We start from the raw sequence: 21762 nt of genomic DNA, 5'->3' as shown, positions 1-21762 counted from the left end.
AAAATGGCAAGAAAAATGAAGACCATGGATGGTAATCAGGCTGCCGCTCACGTTTCCTATGCGTACACAGAAGTTGCGGCAATCTATCCGATTACACCATCATCTGTTATGCCAGAACACATTGACGAATGGGCTACTGAAGGTAGAGAGAATATCTTTGGGCAGACTGTAGAAGTTACAGAGATGCAGTCAGAGGCAGGTGCGGCAGGTGCCGTACACGGTTCTTTATCAGCAGGAGCGCTGACAACAACATTTACAGCTTCACAGGGATTACTTCTGATGATCCCAAACTTATATAAAGTAGCAGGCGAACAGCTTCCGGGTGTGTTCAACGTATCTGCGCGTGCACTTGCAAGCCATGCGCTGTCTATTTTCGGAGATCACTCTGATGTTTACGCCTGTCGTCAGACTGGCGCGGCTATGCTATGTGAATCCAGCGTACAGGAGGTTATGGATTTAACACCGGTTGCACATTGTGCGGCATTGGAAGGAAAACTTCCGTTTATCAACTTCTTTGACGGATTCAGAACCTCCCATGAGATTCAGAAAATTGAGACCTGGGATTATGAAGACTTAAAAGAGATTGTAAATATGGACGCGATTGATGAATTCCGTGCACATGCACTGAACCCGAATCATCCATGCCAGAGAGGTTCCGCTCAGAACCCGGATATTTTCTTCCAGGCAAGAGAGGCATGTAATCCATATTATGATGCTATGCCGGCAATCGTTCAAAAATACATGGATAAAGTAAATGAGAAGATCGGAACAGATTATAAGCTGTTCAACTACTATGGAGCAGCAGACGCAGAGCATGTGATTATCGCAATGGGTTCTGTCTGTGATACGATCGAAGAGACAATTGACTACCTGACAGCAGCCGGAGAAAAAGTGGGTGTTGTGAAGGTACGTCTGTACAGACCGTTTAGTGCAGAAGCTCTGATCGCTGCAATTCCGGATTCTGTGAAGAAAATTTCTGTCCTTGACAGAACAAAAGAACCAGGAGCACTTGGAGAGCCTCTGTATCTGGATGTCGTTGCTGCGCTCAAAGGCACGAAATTCGACGCGGTTCCGGTATATACAGGCCGTTACGGACTGGGTTCAAAAGATACGACCCCGGCTCAGATTGTTGCAGTATACCACAATGATGAGAAACAGAAATTCACGATCGGTATCGTAGATGATGTGACAAATCTGTCTCTGAAAGCGGACGAGCCGCTTGTTACGACTCCGGAAGGAACAATCAACTGTAAATTCTGGGGACTTGGAGCAGACGGAACAGTCGGCGCAAACAAGAACTCTATCAAAATTATCGGTGACAACACAGATATGTACGCACAGGCTTACTTTGACTATGATTCCAAGAAGTCAGGCGGTGTCACAATGTCTCACCTGCGTTTCGGAAAACTTCCGATCAAATCCACATACCTGATCCACCAGGCAAACTTTGTTGCATGTCATAATCCGTCTTATGTGGACAAGTATAATATGGTGCAGGAGTTAGTTGACGGCGGTACATTCCTTTTGAACTGTCCATGGGATATGGAAGGACTTGAGAAACATCTTCCAGGACAGGTAAAAGCATACATTGCAAAACACAATATTAAATTCTATACAATCGACGGTATCAAGATCGGAAAGGAAATCGGACTTGGCGGACGTATCAATACGGTGCTGCAGTCTGCATTCTTTAAGCTTGCTTCTATTATTCCGGAAGAAGAAGCGATCGATCTGATGAAGAAAGCTGCGAAAGCTACGTATGGCAGAAAAGGTGACAAGATTGTACAGATGAACTATGATGCGATTGACGCAGGTGCGAAACAGGTTGTAGAGGTTGCCGTTCCAGAAAGCTGGAAAGACGCGGCTGACGAAGGACTTGCAACACCGCACGTAGATGAAAACGGAAGAAAAGACGTTGTAGATTTCGTTAAGAATATTCAGGCAAAAGTAAATTCCCAGGAAGGAAATTCATTGCCGGTATCCGCTTTCAATGAGTATGTAGATGGTTCCACACCGTCTGGTTCCTCCGCATATGAGAAACGTGGAATTGCGGTAGATATTCCGATCTGGAAACCAGAGAATTGTATCCAGTGTAACCGCTGTGCATATGTATGTCCACACGCTGTTATCCGTCCGGTGGCATTGACAGAGGAAGAACTTTCCAAGGCTCCGGAAGGAATGGAAGCAATTGATATGATCGGTATGCCAGGAATGAAATTCTCTATCACAGTGTCTGCTTATGACTGTACAGGATGTGGGTCTTGTGCAAATGTATGCCCAGGTAAGAAGGGCGAGAAAGCACTTGTTATGGGGAACATGGAAGCAAATGCCGGAAAACAGGATTTCTTCGACTATGGACGCGAAATTCCGGTAAAACCAGAAGTTGTTACAAAATTCAAAGAAACGACAGTAAAAGGAAGTCAGTTCAAACAGCCGTTGCTTGAATTCTCAGGAGCATGTGCAGGCTGCGGCGAGACTCCTTATGCAAAATTGATTACACAGTTGTTTGGTGACAGAATGTACATTGCAAATGCAACAGGATGTTCTTCTATCTGGGGCAACTCTTCACCGTCCACACCATATACGGTAACTCCGGAAGGAAAAGGACCGGCATGGTGTAACTCTCTGTTTGAGGACAATGCAGAGTTTGGATATGGTATGCTTCTGGCACAGAATACAATCAGAGCAAGACTGAAAGGCAAAGTTGCAAAACTGGCAGAATCTGCAGAAAATGCAGAGGTAAAAGCAGCCGCACAAGAATACCTGGATACGTTTGCATGTGGAGCGACAAATGGAACAGCAACAGATAAATTGGTGGCTGCACTGGAAAACTGTGGATGTGACAGAGAAGAAAAGACAGAACTGCTGAAGAACAAAGATTTCCTTTCCAAGAAATCACAGTGGATATTCGGTGGTGACGGCTGGGCTTACGATATCGGATTCGGCGGTGTTGACCATGTACTTGCAAGCGGCAAGGATATCAATATCATGGTATTTGATACAGAAGTTTACTCCAATACAGGCGGACAGTCTTCTAAGGCTACAAAGACAGGTGCTACGGCACAGTTCGCAGCCGGCGGAAAAGAAATTAAGAAGAAAGACCTTGCAGGCATCGCAATGAGTTATGGTTATGTATACGTTGCGCAGATTGCTATGGGCGCTGATTTCAATCAGACAGTGAAAGCGATCGCAGAGGCAGAGGCTTATCCGGGACCATCTCTGATTATCGCATATGCTCCATGTATCAACCATGGTATTAAGAAGGGCATGAGTAAGGCGCAGACAGAGGAACAGCTTGCAGTAGAGTGCGGATACTGGAACAACTTCCGGTTTAACCCTGCCGCAGAAGGCAATAAGTTCTTCCTTGACAGCAAAGAACCAAAACAGGAAGAATACCAGGCATTCCTTGACGGAGAAGTTCGTTACAATGCATTGAAGAGAGCAAATCCTGAAAAAGCTGAAAAGCTCTTCGCTCAGAATGAGAAAGAAGCAATGGAGAGATATGCTTATCTGAAAAAACTGGTGACTCTGTACGGAGAAGAATAATCACTGTGGCTTGACTGCTTATCCATAAAGGAAAAGTCAGCGGCAGCGTAAAGAGAAATTCCTTAATTGTTGTATACAGTTAAGGAATTTCTTTTTATATTGACAATATATCTCATAAGCCATTATACTAGATATATAACTTGTATACTAGCTTGCAACATAAAGTGGTATACAATTCGGATCTGGATGACAGACATCTCCTTTTTAGTACCCAGATCCAATCTAGAAAATAAAGGTTTGGTAAAGCGATGATTGTAAAGAAAAGATATGGAAGGGAAACTGGAAGGGAATATGTGCTGCGTGTGCTCAAAGAGAATATTGTGATGTTGGAATTAGAACCAGGAAGCAGAATCAGTGAAAACGAGCTGGCAGCAGAACTGGGAATTTCACGAACACCAGTGAGAGAAGCTCTGATCGAATTGAGCAAAAGCAAAATTGTTGAGATTTATCCGCAGAAGGGGAGTTATGTTTCACTGATTGACTGGGAAATGGTAGAAGAAGCGCAGTTTATGCGTATCACTCTGGAGAAAGCGGTTATCTGTCTGGCATGTCAGGACATAGAAGAAGAAAATCTACAAATACTGGAAAAGAATGTGAAGCTGCAGCAATTTTATCTGAATAATAATGAGCCGGGAGAGCTGTTAGATCTAGATAATCAATTCCATAAAGAACTGTTTAGAATGACAAATAAACCACATATTTATAAATTGATGAGTAATATGATGCTACATTTTGACCGTTTGCGTACGCTCCGTACAAAAACTGTGGATCAGCAGTATGTAATAGATGACCATATGGAGATTCTGGACGCAATTCGCAGAAAGGATGCAAAACGGGGAAGAATCGCTATGGAACGACATCTAACGAGACATGAAATTGATGAAGCAGTTGTAAAAGAGAAATATCAGCAATTTTTTAAGGAAAAATAAAAGAAAGGTATTAAGTGATACCTTATAAAGATAAAAAATTCTGTCAGGATTTCAAAAGGAAAAAGAAATCCTGGCAGAATTTTTTTGTGTAATATGACAGAAAATCAAAATGTATTTTCGGAGCAAAAAAGACAAAAATTGTGCAAAATGGAGAAAAGAAATGGAAAATGTAAAAGTATAACAGAACTAGTTGACAAAATATATTGGGGGGGGGGTAAGATACTAGTATACAAGTGTGGAAAACGTTTCACAACAGTTTTTAAAAGGAGGACTTAGTTATGAAAAAAAGAAGCAGAGTATTGGCAGCACTTCTTGCAGCGGCTATGGTAATGAGCATGGCAGGATGTGGGAGCTCAGGTTCAGACGACAAGAAAGATGCAGGCGAGGAGAGCAAAGGCGGTTATAAAATTGGTTTGACAAACAGCTTTAACGGAAACTCCTACCGTCAGCAGATGGAAGCATATGCACAGGAGGCGGCAGATGAGTTAAAAGAGTCCGGAGAGATTTCCGAATTCACGATTGTGGAGGCGAATAATGATGCTTCTAAACAGGTACAGCAGATTGAGAACTTTATTCTGGAGGGAATGGACGCAATTATTATCGATCCAATTTCCGCTACTGCACTGACAGGAGCGATTCAAGAGGCTTCTGATGCCGGAATCCCATGTATCATTATCAATGACGGCCCAGTAGAATCGGATGCAGAACTGTGCTATCAGATTAACTTTGATACAGTGGATCAGATGGGGACATTGACAGAATATGTATGTGAGGCAATCGGCGGAAAAGGCAAGATTATCGAGCTGAGAGGAACTGCAGGAGCAGAGTTTGACAATATTGCACACGAAGGCGTGATGAAGACATTAGAAAATTATCCGGAGATTGAAGTTGTCGCAGAGGTCTATACAGACTGGACAGGTTCTAAGGCACAGTCAGAATTAGCTTCTGTTCTTCCGACGCTGGATGAGGTTGACGGAGTTGTAACACAGGGAGGAGATTCTTACGCAGCCGTACAGGCATTTGAGGCAGCTGGAATGGAACTTCCGGTTATCGGCGGCGACAACCGCGGTTATTTCTTGAAGTGGTGGGCAAATGAAGCACCAGAGGGATATGATACAATTTCTGTTTCCTCCAATCCTTGGGACGGAGCTACTGGAGTATATGTAGCATGTGACATTTTAAGCGGTGAATATGAAATTCCGAATGAAATGATACATCCGTTTGCGGTAGTGACAAAGGACGAAGTACAGAACTACAAAGATATGGGAGATGAAGAAATAGGAACTCCGACATATGACCGCGAGTGGGTAAGAGAGAACTTATATAAATAATTAAGTACCGGTAACGAGAATAAATAGTGAGAAGAACAGCCAGGCCGCGACGGGGCAGTAGAAGGGTCTGGCTGTTTCTATTCTGCCGGAGTATGCTTTTTTGCAGGAACAGTTATTTGTCTATATTTCTGTCATTATCCGGCGGCAGGCAATGAAAAAGAATTGACATGGAAAAGAGGGATATTTCGTGAAAGAACAAATCATATCTTTAATGCAGCAAGTAATGGATTCTTCCAATATTGTCGACTTAAGCTATACATTGGAGCCAGGGATGCCCGTTTGGCCGACACATGCAAGATTTGGAAGCATTGTGTATGAGACATATGACGAAGGGGCGGTTTCTCTACATAGACAGCTTAGCTTCGGAGAACATACGGGCACACATCTGGATGCGCCGAAACACTTTATAAAAGGTGGAGCATCTATTGAAGAGGTAGACGTCAGAGCAGTGATAGGAAGAGGAGTTAGGATAGACGCTTCGTTTTTGGAGCCATGCGGAGTATATACACTGGATATGCTAAAAAAATTTGAGGAAAAAAATGGAGAGATCCAAAAAGGAGATGTTATCCTTTTGCATTTCGGGTGGGAAGAAAAATACGGAATAGGCAAAGCTGCGGAAGGATTTTTAAAAGACTGGCCGGGACTGGGAGAGGATGCGGCACAGTATCTTCTGGATAAAGGAGCTGCCTCTGTAGGAACAGATGCACTTGCACTGGATCCGTTCGGAAGTGAAACATATCCCTGTCATCTGATTCTGCTTGGCAATGGAGTGCCGATTATAGAAAACCTGACGAATTTACATAAGCTTCCGGTATTTTCTTATGTAGTTGGTCTGGCAAATAAGATAAAGGACGGTTCTGCATCTCCGATAAGGGTGATTGCACTGACACCGGTCAAATAGAAAGGAGCATTTAAAAAAGTGAAAAGAGCAGAAACACAGACTCCTTATATAGAATTGCTGGAGATTGACAAGTTTTTCGGAATTACGAAGGCACTTAAGAAAATCAATCTTCAGATATTTACAGGAGAAGTAATTGGGCTGGTTGGTCCAAATGGAGCAGGAAAATCTACTATGATGAAGGTGCTGACCGGAGTGCTTCCTCCCACAGCAGGGGAAATCATTGTAGAAGGCAAAGAGATGGCGAAATATACGACAAAAGAGGCGAAGGAAATTGGTATCTCCTGTGCATATCAGGACTTGTCCCTGTGTACAAACCTAAGTGTGTATGAAAACTTCGCAATGCTGAATGTGGAACACAGTATTGTCACAAAACCAGGCTGGAGAAAAAGGGCAAAGAAGGAAGCAAAAGAACTTCTGGAGAAATACTTTCCCAATAATCATATTGATGTGATGAAGCCAGTAGAACGTCTGACACTCGCTGAGAGACAGATTGTAGAGATCTGTAAGACGTTGATGACAGATAATCTAAAGGTATTGGTTCTGGACGAACCGACCTCCGCACTGTCTACAGACAAGGCAGAACAGCTTCATAAAGTGGTGGAGGAATTAAGCGCAAAGGGAACGGCAGTCATCTATATTTCTCATAAGCTGGATGAAATACGGAAAGTATCTGACCGTATTGTAATGATGAGAAATGGCGCGAACTCAGGGGAGTGTGACCCTGCTGAGATTACAACAGAACAACTTGTAGAAATGCTTGGAGGTACCGGCGCAAAAAAGGCAGTGTTAAAAAGCAGTGCAGCGGAAAATGTACAGGATGTTAAGATGGCGGCGCAGATTAAGGACTTCACTGGAAAAGGTCTGTACAATATCAATATGTATGTAAACAGAGGCGAGATTGTAGGAATTTCCGGCCTGGTGGGTTCGGGACAGACAACGCTTTTAAATCTTCTCTATGATTCGAAAAAATATAAGGGAAAAGAGAAGAAAGGTGTAATTTTAAATACATCTGTATCGTATGTCAGCGGGGATCGGGCAAAGGAAGGAATCTTCCACCTCTGGGATATTTTTGACAATACGATTATTGGAAATCTGGATCAGGTGAAAAAGGGTCTGTTTTTGGATAAGAAGAAATCAGAAGAGCTGGCGCAGACATGGTATGACAAACTGAAATTTAAGGCTGAAGGAATTCACAGCCCGATTATGTCACTTAGTGGAGGAAACCAGCAGAAAGCGTTGATTGCTAGAGGAATCGCGTCAGGCGCCGAGTTGATTATTTTAAATGATCCGACAGCGGGAGTAGATATAGAGACAAAGCAGGAAATCTATAGTCTTCTTGAAGAGGCAAAGAAAGCAGGGAAAGCGGTAATTCTCTATTCTACAGAAGACGCGGAAATTGAGATCTGCGACCGTGCTTATATTATGCATGAAGGTGAGATTACCGAAGAATTAAAGAAAGAAGATATTACAGTTGCAAATATTGTAAAGGCTTCTTTTAAGGATGTAAAACATAAGAAAGCAACAGAAGAGAAAAAAGAGGGAATCGTACATAGGATTTTGACATCTCGGGTATTGCTTCCGGTTGCTGCTATGATCATTATGATTCTGGCAAATGCAGCGATGAATCCACGTATTCTCTCCTATATGGGGCTGCGCATGTTGGTTTCATCGGCTGTACCTCTTGTATTTGCTGCTCTAGGGCAGATGTTCATAGTCACAGCGGGCGACGTAGACATGGGAAATGGATATTCTATCGCGCTGGTCAATGTACTGGTCGGTATCATACTGACAGGCAATCCCTTGTTTGGTATCGTAAGTCTGGTGATTTTTATCGCCGCATATGCGCTGATGGGGGCATTGATCCATGTGCGCAATATTCCTGCGATTGTCGTAACATTAGGTGCGCAATTTGTATGGTGGGGAATTGCCTTAGTGATTGCGCCATCTCCGGGCGGAACCTGCCCTGAGTGGCTGCTTGCGATTTACAAGTTTGAATTTCCGATTGTTCCAATGCCGATTGTGTTGTGTGTACTCGCAGGAATTTTCTGCTGGTATGTACTTTTCCGCGCAAAATACGGAATGATTTTAAGAGGAATCGGCAATAACCCTCTGGCGGTAGAGCGTTCAGGCTGGTCTTATCTACAGGCGAAAATGGCAAACTATGCGCTTGCCGGATTGATGGTTGTACTGGCAGGTATGGCATATACGGCGGTTTGTATGGGAGCAGATGCGAATTCATCCGCGACATACTGTATGATGTCTATTGCGACAGTTATTCTCGGCGGATGTGAGATGGCGGGAGGAATTGTGGCACCGATCGGCGTGGTATGCGGCGGAATCGCTATGTCTTTTATCACAACAATTCTGACATCATTCAGGGTAGATTCGAATTACCAGACAGCAGTGACAGGCCTGATTTTGATTGTCGTGCTGGCAATCAAATTGGTTACCCATAAAAAGGAGGGAAGATAAAAATGAAAAAGATAATGACGAAGTATGCGTTTATATGGCCACTTCTCGGTTCCATCTTTTTGTGGATTGCGATTTCAGCTGTATCCGGGAAATTTAGTGTCGCACAGGTGTTTTCCAGCGCTAAGTTATGTTCGTTCGCTCTGCTTTTGGCGTTGGGACAGATGGTAGTTGTAACGAGTGGAGAAGGCGCAATTGATCTGTCACAGCAATATATCCTGACACTGGCTGCATATATATCCTGTGATCTAATGCAGTACAACGTACTTCTTGGGATCGTGGCGGCAGTGGCGGTGGGTGCACTGTGCGGCCTGGTAAACGGGCTGATCAATATTTACTTAAAAGTTCCGGCAATGGTGACAACTTTGGCTACGGGATATATTATCTTTACGATTGTACTTGTCCTGGCTCCGGGAATGAAAACACTGCCGGATGCCGGATTTGTAGATTTTATCAATCTTCATGCAGGCGGATTTTCTATGCTGACAGTTATCTGTATTCTTGTTGCAGTTTTACTTGCACTGCTTCTTTATAAGACAAAATATGGGAAACAGCTTCATGCGGTGGGGCAGAAAAGAGTGGCGGCAGGATATGCGGGCATCAATGTCAAAAGAGTCGTGATTCTAGCGTTTGTGTTAGGCGGCGCCCTGTGCGGGCTTTCTGGTACTCTGTGCGGGGCCTTCAATGGCGGGGCATTTCAGGATATGGGAACAACCTACTTCCTGCCATCCATTGCAGCGGCATTTGTAGGAGGAACAGCGGCATCCGGCGGAAAATCCAATGTCGCCGGTGTATGTTTAGGTGCATTGATGATGTATCTGCTTACGACATTCTTAAATGCAGCAAGTCTGTCAGTGGGAATGCAAAGGCTGATTCAGGGGGCAGTCCTTGTTCTGATACTGGTAGCGTCGGTTTCTAGTGATGCCAAGAAAAGTTAGGCACATTTATGTATCTAAAAGATATTATGTGAGGAGGAAGACGCATGAAAGGGATTCAGATTGTAAAACCGAATAAATTGAAAATGATTGAGATGGAAAAGCCAGTGATTACAGAACAGAACAATGTGCTGGTGAAAATGAAAGCTGCGGGCATCTGCGGCTCTGATGTAGGGATTTATCACGGGACTAACGCCGCTGCTACATATCCGCGCGTCATTGGTCATGAAATGGTTGGAGTCGTAGAGGAAGTAGGGGCGAATACCAAATATTTAAAGCCAGGAGACAGAGTGATTGTAGATCAGGTTGTAAGCTGCGGGCACTGCTATGCATGCCGCAAAGGGAGAGGAAATGTATGCGGCAGCCTGAAGGTACGCGGGGTACATATTGACGGAGGGTACCGGGAATATATGGCGGTTCCGGAACACGACTGTTATATTTTACCGGAGGGGCTCACCGATACAGAGGCGGTGATGATTGAGCCGACGACGATTGCCATACAGAGCTGCTCCAGGGCAGAACTGTGTGCGGAAGATACGCTGCTTATTTTGGGCTGCGGCGCTCTTGGAAGCACAATTTTGAAAATCGCCAGATTAAGCGGCGCAAAAATTATCGTTGCAGACATTGTGGAGGAAAAGCTGCAGGAGGCATTGCAAAATGGCGCCGACTATGCAATCCATATCGCAAGAGAGGATGTGGTTAAAAAAGCACGTGAATTGACAGAAGGATATGGGCCGACAGTTTCGATTGACGCAGCCTGCACGAAGGATTCTCTTTTAACGCTTTTAAATGCAACGGGAAATGCAGGGCGTGTGATGACAATGGGATTTTCAGTGGCACCTACAGAGGTGAATCAGTTTGTCATCACATCGAAAGAGCTAGATGTGAGAGGATCAAGGCTTCAGAATAAGAAATTCCAGACTGCAATTGACTTGATACGGGAAGGAAAATTAGATCTGACAGGAACAATTTCTCATACATATCCGTTTGAGAAGGCGCAGGAAGCGTTTGATTTCGTAGATACAAAGGATCCGTCTATTCGCAAGATTGTGCTGACTTTTGGAGAATAACAATTAAAATACCTGAGCGTTTAAAAGGAGGCGCTCAGGTATTTTTTTGGAGTGATGCCCTTATATTTTTTAAAAGTCTTAATAAAATAGCTAATATCATTGAATCCACAGCTAAATGCTACTTCTGTGATTGAGTCACTGGAAGTGACGAGTTTCAAACAGGCCTGCTCGATCCGGTAATAATTCAGATAATCAATCGGAGTGCGGTGCGTCATTTCATGGAAGAAACGACAGAAGTATTTTGCGTTCATGCCGGCTTCCTTTGCTAACATATCCAGAGTCAGACATTGATCATAGGAGGTCTCGATCATTTCGAGAACCTTTTTTAGCTGTTCGATCCGCCTGTTGTTCTTTGCCGATACGTTTCCGACAGGCTTATAATAATGATGACTGAAGACATAACCAAAGAATTGATATAAAGCTCCAATGACGGTCAATTTATAGCCTTCAGATTTGCCCCTCATAGCTTCAAAAAGAAACTTTATGATCTCTTTCAGCTCTTCGTCGCAGTTACTAATGTGATGATATATTTGAATAGAACTATTTTCTATTTTTTTTAAAAATGTTTCCCCGATATGATTAGGAGATAAAAGAATACCTAGGTTAAAGACAATACATTCATAGACACAGTGCTTCGGTATTCCTCCGTGCAGCGCTCCGCTTTGTACAAAAATGAGATCTCCCTCCTGGGCTGTGAATGTGGATTCATTGAGTGTCATCAAGAACTCACCCTTGAGAATACGTATAATTTCATATTCAATATGCCAATGATAAGACATTTCATAACGCGGATGACTTGCGGTGACATGATAAAACTCAATCGGAAAATCAAAAGTTCCATGCTTTTTATCTTCTCTGTATTTAATATATTTCATAGCGCATATTCTCCTATATAAAATGCAGAAATAAAAAGTGAATATTATTATATTTTTTTCTATTATATCACAAGAATTACTGAAATGTCAGGCTTATAATAAAGAAAAATATAATAATTTATATGCATCAGGCATAAAGCAGTATATGGCCTGTGCGCATAGCTTTCCGCAGAGCAGGCGCGCTGCGGAAAGGAAAAGAAGAAGGAGGATATAGAAATGGCAGAGAGCAGATTGATCGGTAGTTATCCTGTAATTGGTATTCGTCCTACGATAGACGGACGCCGCGGGGCATTGGATGTGAGAGGGTCTCTGGAAGAACAGACAATGAATATGGCACATTCTGCGGCAAAACTTTTCAGAGATAATTTAAAGTATTCGAACGGGGAAGCAGTAAAGGTCGTGATCGCGGATTCAACGATCGGCCGCGTTGGTGAGAGTGCGGCGTGTGCAGATAAATTCAGAAAAGAAGGCGTGGATATTACATTGACAGTAACGCCATGCTGGTGCTATGGCTCAGAGACAATGGACATGGATCCGAATACGATCAAAGCGGTATGGGGATTTAACGGCACAGAAAGACCAGGCGCTGTGTATCTTGCGTCTGTTTTGGCAACGCACGCGCAGAAAGGACTGCCGGCGTTTGGAATTTATGGACACGACGTACAGAATGCGGACGAGACGGAGATTCCTTCGGATGTAAAGGAAAAGCTGCTTAGATTCGGGCGGGCGGCAGTTGCAGCGGCCTCCATGCGCGGGAAATCCTACCTGCAGATCGGTTCTATCTGTATGGGAATAGGCGGGTCAATTATAGATTCTGACTTTATCGAATCCTATCTTGGGATGAGGGTAGAATCAGTAGACGAGGTAGAGATCATCCGCAGGATGACGGAAGGAATCTATGATAAAGAAGAATTTGAAAAAGCATTGAAGTGGGCAAAAGAAACCTGCAAGATCGGATTTGATAAAAATCCAGAGGAGTTACAGGCATCCCCGGAAAAGAAAGAGGAACAGTTTGCATTTGTAGTAAAGATGGCGGTCATTATCAAAGAACTTATGAATGGAAATAGAAAATTACCAGAGAAATTCTCCGAAGAGGCAATCGGACACAATGCGATCGCGGCAGGATTCCAGGGGCAGAGACAATGGACAGATTTTTATCCAAATGCAGATTTTGCAGAAGCAGTGCTCAATACGTCTTTCGATTGGAACGGGGCAAGAGAACCTTATATTCTCGCGACAGAGAATGACATTCTCAATGGTCTGGGAATGTTATTTATGAAGCTGTTGACAAACCGTGCGCAGATTTTTGCAGACGTGCGTACATACTGGAGCCCGGAAGCGGTAAAGAATGCCACAGGCTATGAACTCGAAGGAATCGCAAAGGAAGCGGGAGGCTTTATTCACTTGATTAATTCCGGAGCTGCTTGTCTGGACGCCTGCGCAGAGGCAAAGGATGAGAATGGGAACGGAGTGATGAAAGAGTGGTGGAATGTCACAGAGGAAGACCAGAAGGCGATTATGGCGGCCACTACATGGAATCCGGCGGACAATGGCTATTTCCGCGGAGGCGGCTATTCCAGTCGTTTTGCGACCCGTGCGGAGATGCCTGTGACTATGATTCGTCTGAATCTTGTCAAAGGGTTGGGGCCAATGCTGCAGATTGCGGAAGGATGGACGCTGCATCTTCCAGAGGAGGTTTCCGACAAACTCTGGAAACGTACAGACTATACATGGCCTTGTACATGGTTTGCGCCAAGATGCAATGGGAAAGACGGAGCGTTTAAGACGGCGTATGACGTGATGAATAACTGGGGAGCAAATCATGGCGCTATTTCCTACGGCCATATCGGAGCTGATTTGATCACGATGTGTTCTATGCTCAGAATACCAGTTGCAATGCACAATGTACCGGAGGAGAAGATTTTCCGTCCGTCTGCATGGAATGCGTTTGGAATGGATAAAGAGGGACAGGATTACAGGGCGTGTGCTGCATATGGGCCGCTTTATAAATAAGAGAGGACGATATGGAAAAGAAAGTTTTAGCGTTTGATTTTGGAGCTTCCGGCGGAAGAGCAATGTGCGGTATATTTGACGGGAAGAAGATCACGATTGAGGAACTGCATCGCTTTTCTAACGATCCGGTCATCGTAAATGGTACGATGTATTGGGATGTCTTACGGTTGTTTTTTGAAATCAAGCAGGGACTGATAAAGGCAAAAAAATGCGGAAAAATAGAAAGTATTGGAATTGACACATGGGGAGTTGATTTCGGGCTGATTGACAAGGAAGGGAGACTTCTGGAAAATCCGGTACACTATCGGGATAAAAGAACACAGGGGATGTTGGAGAAGAGCTTCAGGCGAATAGACATGGAGAAGTTCTACCACATTACCGGCAATCAGTTTATGGAGATCAATACAGTCTTTCAACTTCTTTCCCTTATGGAAAAAAGAGAAGATCTGCTTATGAAAGCAGATAAGCTGCTGTTGATGCCGGACTTATTTAATTATTTTCTGACAGGGGAGAAAAAAGCGGAGTATTCTATAGCCTCCACCACGCAGCTGCTGGATGCGGAAAAAAGAACATGGTCAGACGAGATCATACATGCTTTTGATTTTCCTGAAAGGATTTTTCCAGAGATTATTCCTACAGGAACGAAAGTCGGAAGCCTTACGAAAGAAATATGTGAAGAACTCTCCATAGGCAAAACAGAGGTCGTCGCTGTTGCGGGACATGATACGCAGTGCGCTCTTGCAGCCGTACCGGCGGAAGAAAAGGATTTTATCTTTTTGAGCTGCGGAACCTGGTCTTTGCTTGGAACAGAGCTTTCAGAGCCAATTATAAATGAGAAATCCAGGTATTATAATGTGACGAATGAAGGAGGATACGGGAGAAAAATTTCGTTCCTGAAAAACATCATCGGACTCTGGTGCATCCAGGAAAGCCGCAGGCAGTGGATAAGAGAAGGGAAGGAGTTTAGCTTCGGTGAGTTAGAAGAACTGGCGAAAGCAGCGCCTCCTTTAAAATGCTTTATCGATCCAGACGCCCCGGAATTTACGCCTGCCGGGAATGTGCCGGAAAGGATACGGGAATTTTGCCGGAGGACGGGACAAAACATCCCCGGAACACCAGGGGAGATTGTGCGCTGTATCAATGAGAGTCTGGCAATGAAATACCGTTATGCAATGGAAGAGATTCAAAGCTGTACCGGAAAGAACTATCAGACTGTATACATGGTCGGTGGAGGAACACAGAGTGCACTGCTGTGCCAATGTACGGCAGATGCGTGCAGATGTGCGGTCAGCGCTGGTCCGGTGGAGGCGACGGTGCTTGGAAACGTGGCGTTACAGTTTCTTGCTATGGGCGATATTTCCTCCTTGCAGGAGGTACGGGAAATTATACGCGGTTCCCAGGATATAAAACGATATATCCCACATGGGAAAAAAGACTGGGACGAGGCGTATGAGAGATTTAAAAAGATATTGGTATAGTTAGAAAAATTAGGACAGAAACTTCTGCACAGTTATGGAATAGAAACTTGTGCAGAAGTTTTCTTTCCATTTAAGTAAATTATATGTCATAATAGAAAATAAATACAAGATGCAGCAAAGATTTATTCTGTACCTGTTTGAAATGTAAAGTAAAAAATGGACATAGAAAAGAGGGAAAATATTGTATAAAGTTTTACTGGCGGATGATGAGGCTCTAATACGAGAGGTGCTTAGTGAAAGTATGGACTGGGAAAGCGCGGGTTTTTGTCTGTGTGCGGTGTGTGAAAACGGACGTGAAGCGATAAAAGCAATCGAAGAGAAGCAGCCGGAACTTGTGCTGACAGATATTTGTATGCCGTATGCGGACGGACTGGACGTGGCAAAGTATGTGCAGGAGAACTGCCCACAATGTAAAGTGGCAATAATCAGTGGATATGATAATTTTGCATACGCCAAAGAAGCGATTCAATACCAGGTTGGAGCATATATACTGAAACCTGTGACAGCCAGAGAATTGAAAGAGGTGCTTTTAAAGCTGCATGAGGAAATTGCAAAGGAGCGTGCAGACGCGGAAAAGCAAAAAAAAGTCAGGGAAGCATTTGAGCAGAACAAAGGATATTTTAAGGAACGGTTTTTAAGCCGATTGATCCGAGAAAAAGATGTACACCAGGATATGAAAGGTAGAATGGAGCTCTATGATATTCACCTAGAAGGTGAATGTTTTTCTGTGGTGCAGATAAAATATATACGGCAGGAGGATCCGGCGGATATTCTTCTGTTTGTACTCTATAACGTGATAGAAGAATTGGTTAGAGAAGAGACGTGCTGTGAGGTGTTTCAGGACATCAGTAATATAACTACACTGATATTCTGCGGAGAAAGTACTTATCAGGTAGAAACGGAAATCCAGAGGATTTCAGAGGTGATCCGGATATATGTGGAAAAGTTTTTCAGTGAGCCTGTGATGATACTTTCAGGAAAATGCGTCTGGGATCTGGCGCATCTGGGGCAGTCTTATGAGAACGTCAAACGCGCATCAGAATATGCGTTTCTGTTTGATGACAATGAACTTATATTTGGTAAGGAATTTATAAACCGTGGTGCTAAGGCAGAGGTGGATACGGGGGAACTCGCCAGACAAATGATCAGTCGGATGAAGAGAAACGACAGAGAGGGTGTAAGCGCGGAGGTAAAAAAATTTTTTCAGGATATGCGCAGGCTTTATATGACAAAAGTACGCACAGGGATGTATGTGCAGAGCTTGACGACAAGAATTAGTCTATTTGCGGATGAGGCGGGAATAGATGAGAAAAATATGATGCTATGGGAAAAACCACTCTTTGAGGAGATTGTAGATCAGGGCAGGGCGGAGCAAATGGAGGAGCTACTGCTTAAGTTCTGCCTGGAAGTCACAGAAAGCATTTCAAAGAATAGGGAGAAATTAGGAAAAAGTCTGGCAGAACGAGCGATGGAATATATTGACGGGAATTATCAGGATACGTCCCTTTCTTTGAATTCTGTCAGTAAGGCGCTTGCGATTAGTACAAGCTATTTCAGTGCTTTGTTCAAAGCACAGACGGGAGGAACCTTTATAGAAGCGTTGACAAAGGTAAGGTTGGAAAAAGCTAAGGAACTGCTTCGTACGACAGAATTGAAGTCCTATGAGATTGCTGAAAAAGTTGGATATAGCGACGCCCATTATTTTGGAAGTATTTTTAAAAGGAATGAAGGGATAACACCAAAGGAATATGCAAAAGGGAATAAAATATGAAAAAACAGTGCGGTACTGGATAAAAAAGAAATTACAAGGATTAAAAATACATACGGCGGTTATGGGGGTATTTACAGTCTTGATTTTGATGTCCTCCATTGCATTTTTTATATTAGCGATTAGCTTTACAGAGCGCAGTGTTATAAAGAATTCCGAAGAATACACAGAGCAGTTGATCCAGAAAGTAAATGATGATATGGATTCTTATATGAATTATATGAAAGATATTTCTTCTATGGTATACAGTAGCAGGGATATACAGAAGTACTTATTCCAGGAGGAGTTGTCAAAAGACCTCCAAGAAGATAATTACGCACGAATCATAGAACAGTTCCGAACAATTATGAACACGAGAAAAGACGTTTGCAATATCGCGGTGCTCGGAGATAATGGAAAAAGCGTGATCAATAGAGGAACGTCTGCTTTGAATCCTTATATATCGTTATCAGAACAGGAGTGGTATAAGACTGTCAAGGAGGAAAGCGAAGAGATACACATTACTTCTTCTCACGTACAGAACATGATATATGATCAATATGACTGGGTAATCACATTAAGTCGGGGAATTGAAAACCAGAATACAAAAGAGGTAGAAGGCGTATTTTTAATCGACATGAATTATGCGACGATAGACAGCTTATGTAGTTCTGTAAGCCTGGGGAAAAAGGGATATATTTATGTGCTCGACAAAAACGGGGAAATTATTTACCATCCGCAGCAACAGCTGCTTTACAGTGGGCTTAAGACAGAGCTTATAGAAGAAGTATTGGAAAAAGGGAATAACAGTGGTGGTTTCGTATCGGGAAAAGGTCAGGAACGAAAGCTTTATACAGCATCTACCTCTGCAGATACAGGATGGACAGTAGTAGGCGTTGCCTATATGTCAGAACTCTTAAAAGAAGGACAAGAGCTTAAAAGAATATATATTATTCTGGCATTTTGTTTCTTTGTAGTCGGTTTTTTCCTGGCCCTGCTTCTGTCAAGGACAATCACTAAGCCGATTGTATCTCTGGATGCCGCTATGAGAGAAGTGGAGAAAGGCCATTTTGAAAGTGCACTGATGACAGAACATGGCGGGCAGGCAGAAATCAGAGGGTTGGGAGAGTCTTTTCATATGATGGTACAGGAAATACAGAGTTTAATGGAACAAAATGTAAAGGAAGAAAAAGAAAAAAGGAAAGCAGAAATGAGGGCGTTGCAGGCGCAGATCAATCCACATTTCCTTTATAACACATTAGATTCTATTATCTGGATGGCAGAAAGCGGGAAATACAATAAGGAGGTTGTGCGTATGACTTCTGCTCTTTCCCGTCTGTTTAGGCAGAGTATAGGGAATGAGGAGGAATTTGTTCCGATCAGGCAGGAGCTGGAATATATTGAGACATATCTCACCATTCAGGCGATGCGGTACAAAGATAAACTTTCTTTTGATATAAAACTAGAAGAGGAAGTTGAAAATGAAAAGATCGCGAAGCTTACATTGCAGCCGTTGGTAGAGAATGCGCTCTATCATGGAATAAAATATATAGAAGGGCCTGGAAAAATAACTGTCAGGGGCTATTATAAAGAGGAATATGTGATAATTGAAATACAGGACAATGGGAAAGGTATGACAAAAGAGGAATTGCAGCATATCTTTGATAAGAAAATATACAAACCGGGATTTGGCGGAATTGGCGTATATAATGTGCAGAACCGTTTGCGGCTTTATTACGGAGCAGAATATGGGCTGTTTTACAAGAGCAAAAAGGGTGTAGGCACGACTGTTTATGTGAAGATTCCTGTAGGAGAGGAGGCGGAGGATGAAGAGATATAAAAAGATGGAAAAAAAGAGAATTGCCGCCGCGCTGTTTTTGCTTATATTAGGAGCAGCACTATATATCGGCCTCCGGCAGGAGAAGGATGTGAAGGTGATTTTTGTCTCGAAGACCCAGGATAATATTGATTTCTGGAATTCACTTGTAGAGGGGGCTCAGATGGCTGCCGATGAGTATGGGGCGGAATATGAATGGATGGCGCCTGTACAGGAGAAAGATGTAGACAGGCAAAAAGAACTGATCAGAGAAGCGATAGAAAAGGCTCCGGATGTAATCGCGCTAGCGCCTGTAGATGAAAAAGAGATACTACCGGAGGCAAAAAAGATCAAGGAAGAGGGGATTACACTGGTATTGATTGATTCCAGGCTTTCGGAGGATATTGCGGATTGTGCTGTATCTACAGACAATTATGCGGCAGGGCAAGAATTGGGAGAGTATGCGTTATCCATCTGCAGTCCAGAAGAGAAAATCGGAATCGTAAGCCATGTGAAGGGGAGTTCTACGGCAAAGGAACGGGAAAAAGGTGTGCAAATGGTTTTAGAAGAGGACGGAAGAGAAATTGTGCAGACAGTCTATGGCGAATCAAATTATAGTATTGCGTATGATGAGACAAAGAAAATGCTGGAGGCACATCCGGAAATTACAGTGATAGTAGGAACAAACGAATATGCTACAGTAGGTGCTGCAAGGCTTATAAAAGATATGGGATTGAAAGGAAAAGTAAAAATTGTAGGCTTCGATAATTCAAAAGAAGAAATTCAAATGCTGGAATCTGGAGTGATCGAGGGGCTGGTAATCCAGCGCGCGTTCGATATGGGCTATCTTGGAATTAAACTAGGAATAGAAACAGAAAAGGGAGAAAAACAGGAGGCAAATGTGGATTCAGGATGTAAACTAGTGACAAGAGAAACGATTTATACAAAAGAAAATCAGAAATTGCTTTTTCCGGTGCATACAGGAGACGATTAAAAATTAAAAAATGAATATTTTACCATAAAAAGGTAAATATCTTTCTATTTAAGGAAGATATTTACCTTTTTTTGTAAGATATTCTATTCAAGCCATGTTGGGCGAAAATTATAATAAATATAACAAAAGTAAGTAACAGGGAAGAAGAATGGAAGGTGAGAAAGTGGGAGAAGTGATTTTGACGATGAAAGATATTGATAAATCTTTCGTTGGAGTACATGCGCTGAAAAATGCACAGTTAGAATTGAGAAAAGGGGAAGTACATGCCCTGATGGGAGAAAACGGCGCGGGCAAATCCACGCTGATGAAAATCCTGACAGGTATCTACAGTAAAGACAGCGGGACGATTATATATGATGGAAAAGAAGTGGAATACAAAAATCCGAAAGAAGCACAGCAGGCGGGTGTGGTGATTGTGCATCAGGAATTAAATATGATGAACCACCTGACGGCAGCGCAGAATATATTTATCGGACGCGAAAAAATGAATGGGAAGCTTATCAATGACGGAAAGATGGCGGAGGAAGCTAAACGTCTGTTTGATATGCTGCATATTGATATTGATCCAAAAGAAACAATGGGACGTCTGACAGTCGGAAAACAGCAGATGTGTGAAATTGCAAAGGCGATTTCAACGGATGCCAGAATCATCGTATTTGACGAACCGACAGCGGCGCTGACAGAGACGGAGATAAATGAATTATTTAAGATTATTGACGATCTGCGGAAAAAAGACCTTGGGATCATATACATATCGCACCGTATGGATGAAATCAAAAGAATTACAGACAGAGTGACTGTCATGCGGGATGGAGAATACGTAGGAACACTGGTATCTAAGGAGTGTACGAAAGACGACATCATCAGTATGATGGTGGGACGTGTCGTATATGAAGATCCGAAAGAGGTCAGCAATGTTCCGGCGGACGCGGAGGTGGTACTGAAAGTGGAACATCTGCGCGCAGGAAAGATGGTAAAGGATGTAAGCTTTGAACTTCGCAAAGGAGAGATTCTAGGGTTTTCTGGTCTCATGGGTGCGGGGAGAACGGAAACTGCGCGGGCAATCTTTGGCGCGGACAAAATTGAGGGCGGAGACATCTATGTACATGGCAGAAAAGTGACGATCAAAAGCCCGAAGGATGCGGTAAAGCATGGAATCGGATATCTGTCGGAAGACAGAAAGCGATATGGTGTCATTGTAGAGAAGACACTGACAGAAAATACGACAATGGCATCTCTGGAAAATTTCATGTCCGGTATCTTTATCGATAAGAAAAAAGAAGAGAAGGCGGCGCAGAATTACGTAGACGCGCTAAAGACAAAAACTCCGTCTGTGCGTCAGTTTGTAAAGAACTTATCTGGAGGAAATCAACAGAAGGTTGTTATCGCAAAATGGCTGACAAGGGACAGCGACATCCTTATTTTCGATGAACCTACGCGCGGAATTGACGTAGGGGCAAAAAGTGAAATTTATTCACTTATGAACGAACTGGTAAAAGAAGGAAAATCCATCATTATGATTTCGTCAGAGCTGACGGAGATCCTTCGTATGAGCGACAGAATTGTAGTAATGTGTGAGGGCCGCAAAACAGGAGAATTAGATATTTCTGAGGCGACACAGGAAAATATTATGCATGCGGCGACAATGAGAGAATAGG

Annotated in this window: 14 protein-coding genes; 13 read left to right on the top strand and 1 reads right to left on the bottom strand. The window is 43.2% G+C overall.

Annotation, left to right across the window (positions count from 1 at the left end; genetic code table 11):
- Positions 1-3: 3 nt before the first annotated feature.
- The 7 genes from nifJ to H8S37_RS14685 all read left to right on the top strand — a co-directional run bounded on the left by nifJ (position 4) and on the right by H8S37_RS14685 (position 11181).
- The gene (nifJ, locus tag H8S37_RS14715; protein WP_186876828.1) at positions 4-3546 is read left to right on the top strand and encodes a pyruvate:ferredoxin (flavodoxin) oxidoreductase; all 3543 of its coding nucleotides are present in this window, start codon (positions 4-6) and stop codon (positions 3544-3546) included.
- A gap of 248 nt (positions 3547-3794) precedes the next feature.
- Positions 3795-4475: a GntR family transcriptional regulator gene (locus H8S37_RS14710; RefSeq protein WP_186876827.1), complete on the top strand. Its 681-nt coding sequence runs from the start codon at positions 3795-3797 to the stop codon at positions 4473-4475.
- A 278-nt stretch (positions 4476-4753) separates the two neighbouring features.
- The gene (locus H8S37_RS14705; protein ID WP_186876826.1) at positions 4754-5806 is read left to right on the top strand and encodes an ABC transporter substrate-binding protein; all 1053 of its coding nucleotides are present in this window, start codon (positions 4754-4756) and stop codon (positions 5804-5806) included.
- Positions 5807-5993: 187 nt separating this feature from the next.
- Positions 5994-6707 (top strand): cyclase family protein, encoded by a 714-nt coding sequence (locus H8S37_RS14700; RefSeq protein ID WP_186876825.1) that lies wholly within the window; start codon positions 5994-5996, stop codon positions 6705-6707.
- Positions 6708-6725: 18 nt separating this feature from the next.
- A complete protein-coding gene (locus H8S37_RS14695; protein ID WP_186876824.1) occupies positions 6726-9179 on the top strand; it encodes an ATP-binding cassette domain-containing protein in 2454 nt (817 codons plus the stop codon).
- A gap of 2 nt (positions 9180-9181) precedes the next feature.
- Complete coding sequence (locus H8S37_RS14690; protein WP_186876823.1) at positions 9182-10114, top strand: ABC transporter permease; 933 nt, start codon at positions 9182-9184, stop codon at positions 10112-10114.
- A 44-nt stretch (positions 10115-10158) separates the two neighbouring features.
- A complete protein-coding gene (locus H8S37_RS14685) occupies positions 10159-11181 on the top strand; it encodes a zinc-binding alcohol dehydrogenase family protein (RefSeq protein WP_186876822.1) in 1023 nt (340 codons plus the stop codon).
- A 20-nt stretch (positions 11182-11201) separates the two neighbouring features.
- Here H8S37_RS14685 and H8S37_RS14680 read toward each other — a convergent pair whose 3' ends face one another.
- Complete coding sequence (locus H8S37_RS14680; RefSeq protein WP_186876821.1) at positions 11202-12056, bottom strand: AraC family transcriptional regulator; 855 nt, start codon at positions 12054-12056, stop codon at positions 11202-11204.
- A gap of 216 nt (positions 12057-12272) precedes the next feature.
- Between H8S37_RS14680 and H8S37_RS14675 the strand changes: the two genes are divergently transcribed.
- From H8S37_RS14675 to H8S37_RS14650, 6 genes are all read left to right on the top strand, one after another.
- Positions 12273-14069: an L-fucose isomerase gene (locus tag H8S37_RS14675; RefSeq protein ID WP_186876820.1), complete on the top strand. Its 1797-nt coding sequence runs from the start codon at positions 12273-12275 to the stop codon at positions 14067-14069.
- A gap of 11 nt (positions 14070-14080) precedes the next feature.
- Positions 14081-15547: a rhamnulokinase gene (locus tag H8S37_RS14670; RefSeq protein WP_186876819.1), complete on the top strand. Its 1467-nt coding sequence runs from the start codon at positions 14081-14083 to the stop codon at positions 15545-15547.
- Between the two features lie 181 nt (positions 15548-15728).
- Positions 15729-17318, top strand: a complete 1590-nt coding sequence (locus tag H8S37_RS14665) for a response regulator transcription factor (RefSeq protein ID WP_186876818.1) — start codon at positions 15729-15731, stop codon at positions 17316-17318.
- Complete coding sequence (locus H8S37_RS14660) at positions 17296-19134, top strand: cache domain-containing sensor histidine kinase (protein ID WP_186876817.1); 1839 nt, start codon at positions 17296-17298, stop codon at positions 19132-19134. Before H8S37_RS14665 ends, H8S37_RS14660 begins: the two co-directional genes overlap by 23 nt.
- Positions 19121-20104: a substrate-binding domain-containing protein gene (locus H8S37_RS14655; RefSeq protein WP_186876816.1), complete on the top strand. Its 984-nt coding sequence runs from the start codon at positions 19121-19123 to the stop codon at positions 20102-20104. Before H8S37_RS14660 ends, H8S37_RS14655 begins: the two co-directional genes overlap by 14 nt.
- A 163-nt stretch (positions 20105-20267) precedes the next feature.
- Entirely contained in the window at positions 20268-21761 is a 1494-nt protein-coding gene (locus H8S37_RS14650; protein ID WP_186877036.1) for a sugar ABC transporter ATP-binding protein, read from the top strand.
- Position 21762: the final 1 nt, after the last annotated feature.

This window comes from Mediterraneibacter hominis (assembly GCF_014287475.1).
Taxonomy (GTDB): Bacteria; Bacillota; Clostridia; order Lachnospirales; family Lachnospiraceae; genus Mediterraneibacter; species Mediterraneibacter hominis.
Note: the sequence above shows the minus strand (reverse complement) of the source record. Positions and strands in the feature narration are given on the sequence as shown.

Coding starts and splice junctions, on each gene's coding strand:
- nifJ (WP_186876828.1), top strand. CDS start 4: ATGGCAAGAAAAATGAAGACCATGGATGGTAATCAGGCTGCCGCTCAC.
- H8S37_RS14710 (WP_186876827.1), top strand. CDS start 3,795: ATGATTGTAAAGAAAAGATATGGAAGGGAAACTGGAAGGGAATATGTG.
- H8S37_RS14705 (WP_186876826.1), top strand. CDS start 4,754: ATGAAAAAAAGAAGCAGAGTATTGGCAGCACTTCTTGCAGCGGCTATG.
- H8S37_RS14690 (WP_186876823.1), top strand. CDS start 9,182: ATGAAAAAGATAATGACGAAGTATGCGTTTATATGGCCACTTCTCGGT.
- H8S37_RS14685 (WP_186876822.1), top strand. CDS start 10,159: ATGAAAGGGATTCAGATTGTAAAACCGAATAAATTGAAAATGATTGAG.
- H8S37_RS14680 (WP_186876821.1), bottom strand. CDS start 12,056: ATGAAATATATTAAATACAGAGAAGATAAAAAGCATGGAACTTTTGAT.
- H8S37_RS14675 (WP_186876820.1), top strand. CDS start 12,273: ATGGCAGAGAGCAGATTGATCGGTAGTTATCCTGTAATTGGTATTCGT.
- H8S37_RS14670 (WP_186876819.1), top strand. CDS start 14,081: ATGGAAAAGAAAGTTTTAGCGTTTGATTTTGGAGCTTCCGGCGGAAGA.
- H8S37_RS14660 (WP_186876817.1), top strand. CDS start 17,296: ATGCAAAAGGGAATAAAATATGAAAAAACAGTGCGGTACTGGATAAAA.
- H8S37_RS14655 (WP_186876816.1), top strand. CDS start 19,121: ATGAAGAGATATAAAAAGATGGAAAAAAAGAGAATTGCCGCCGCGCTG.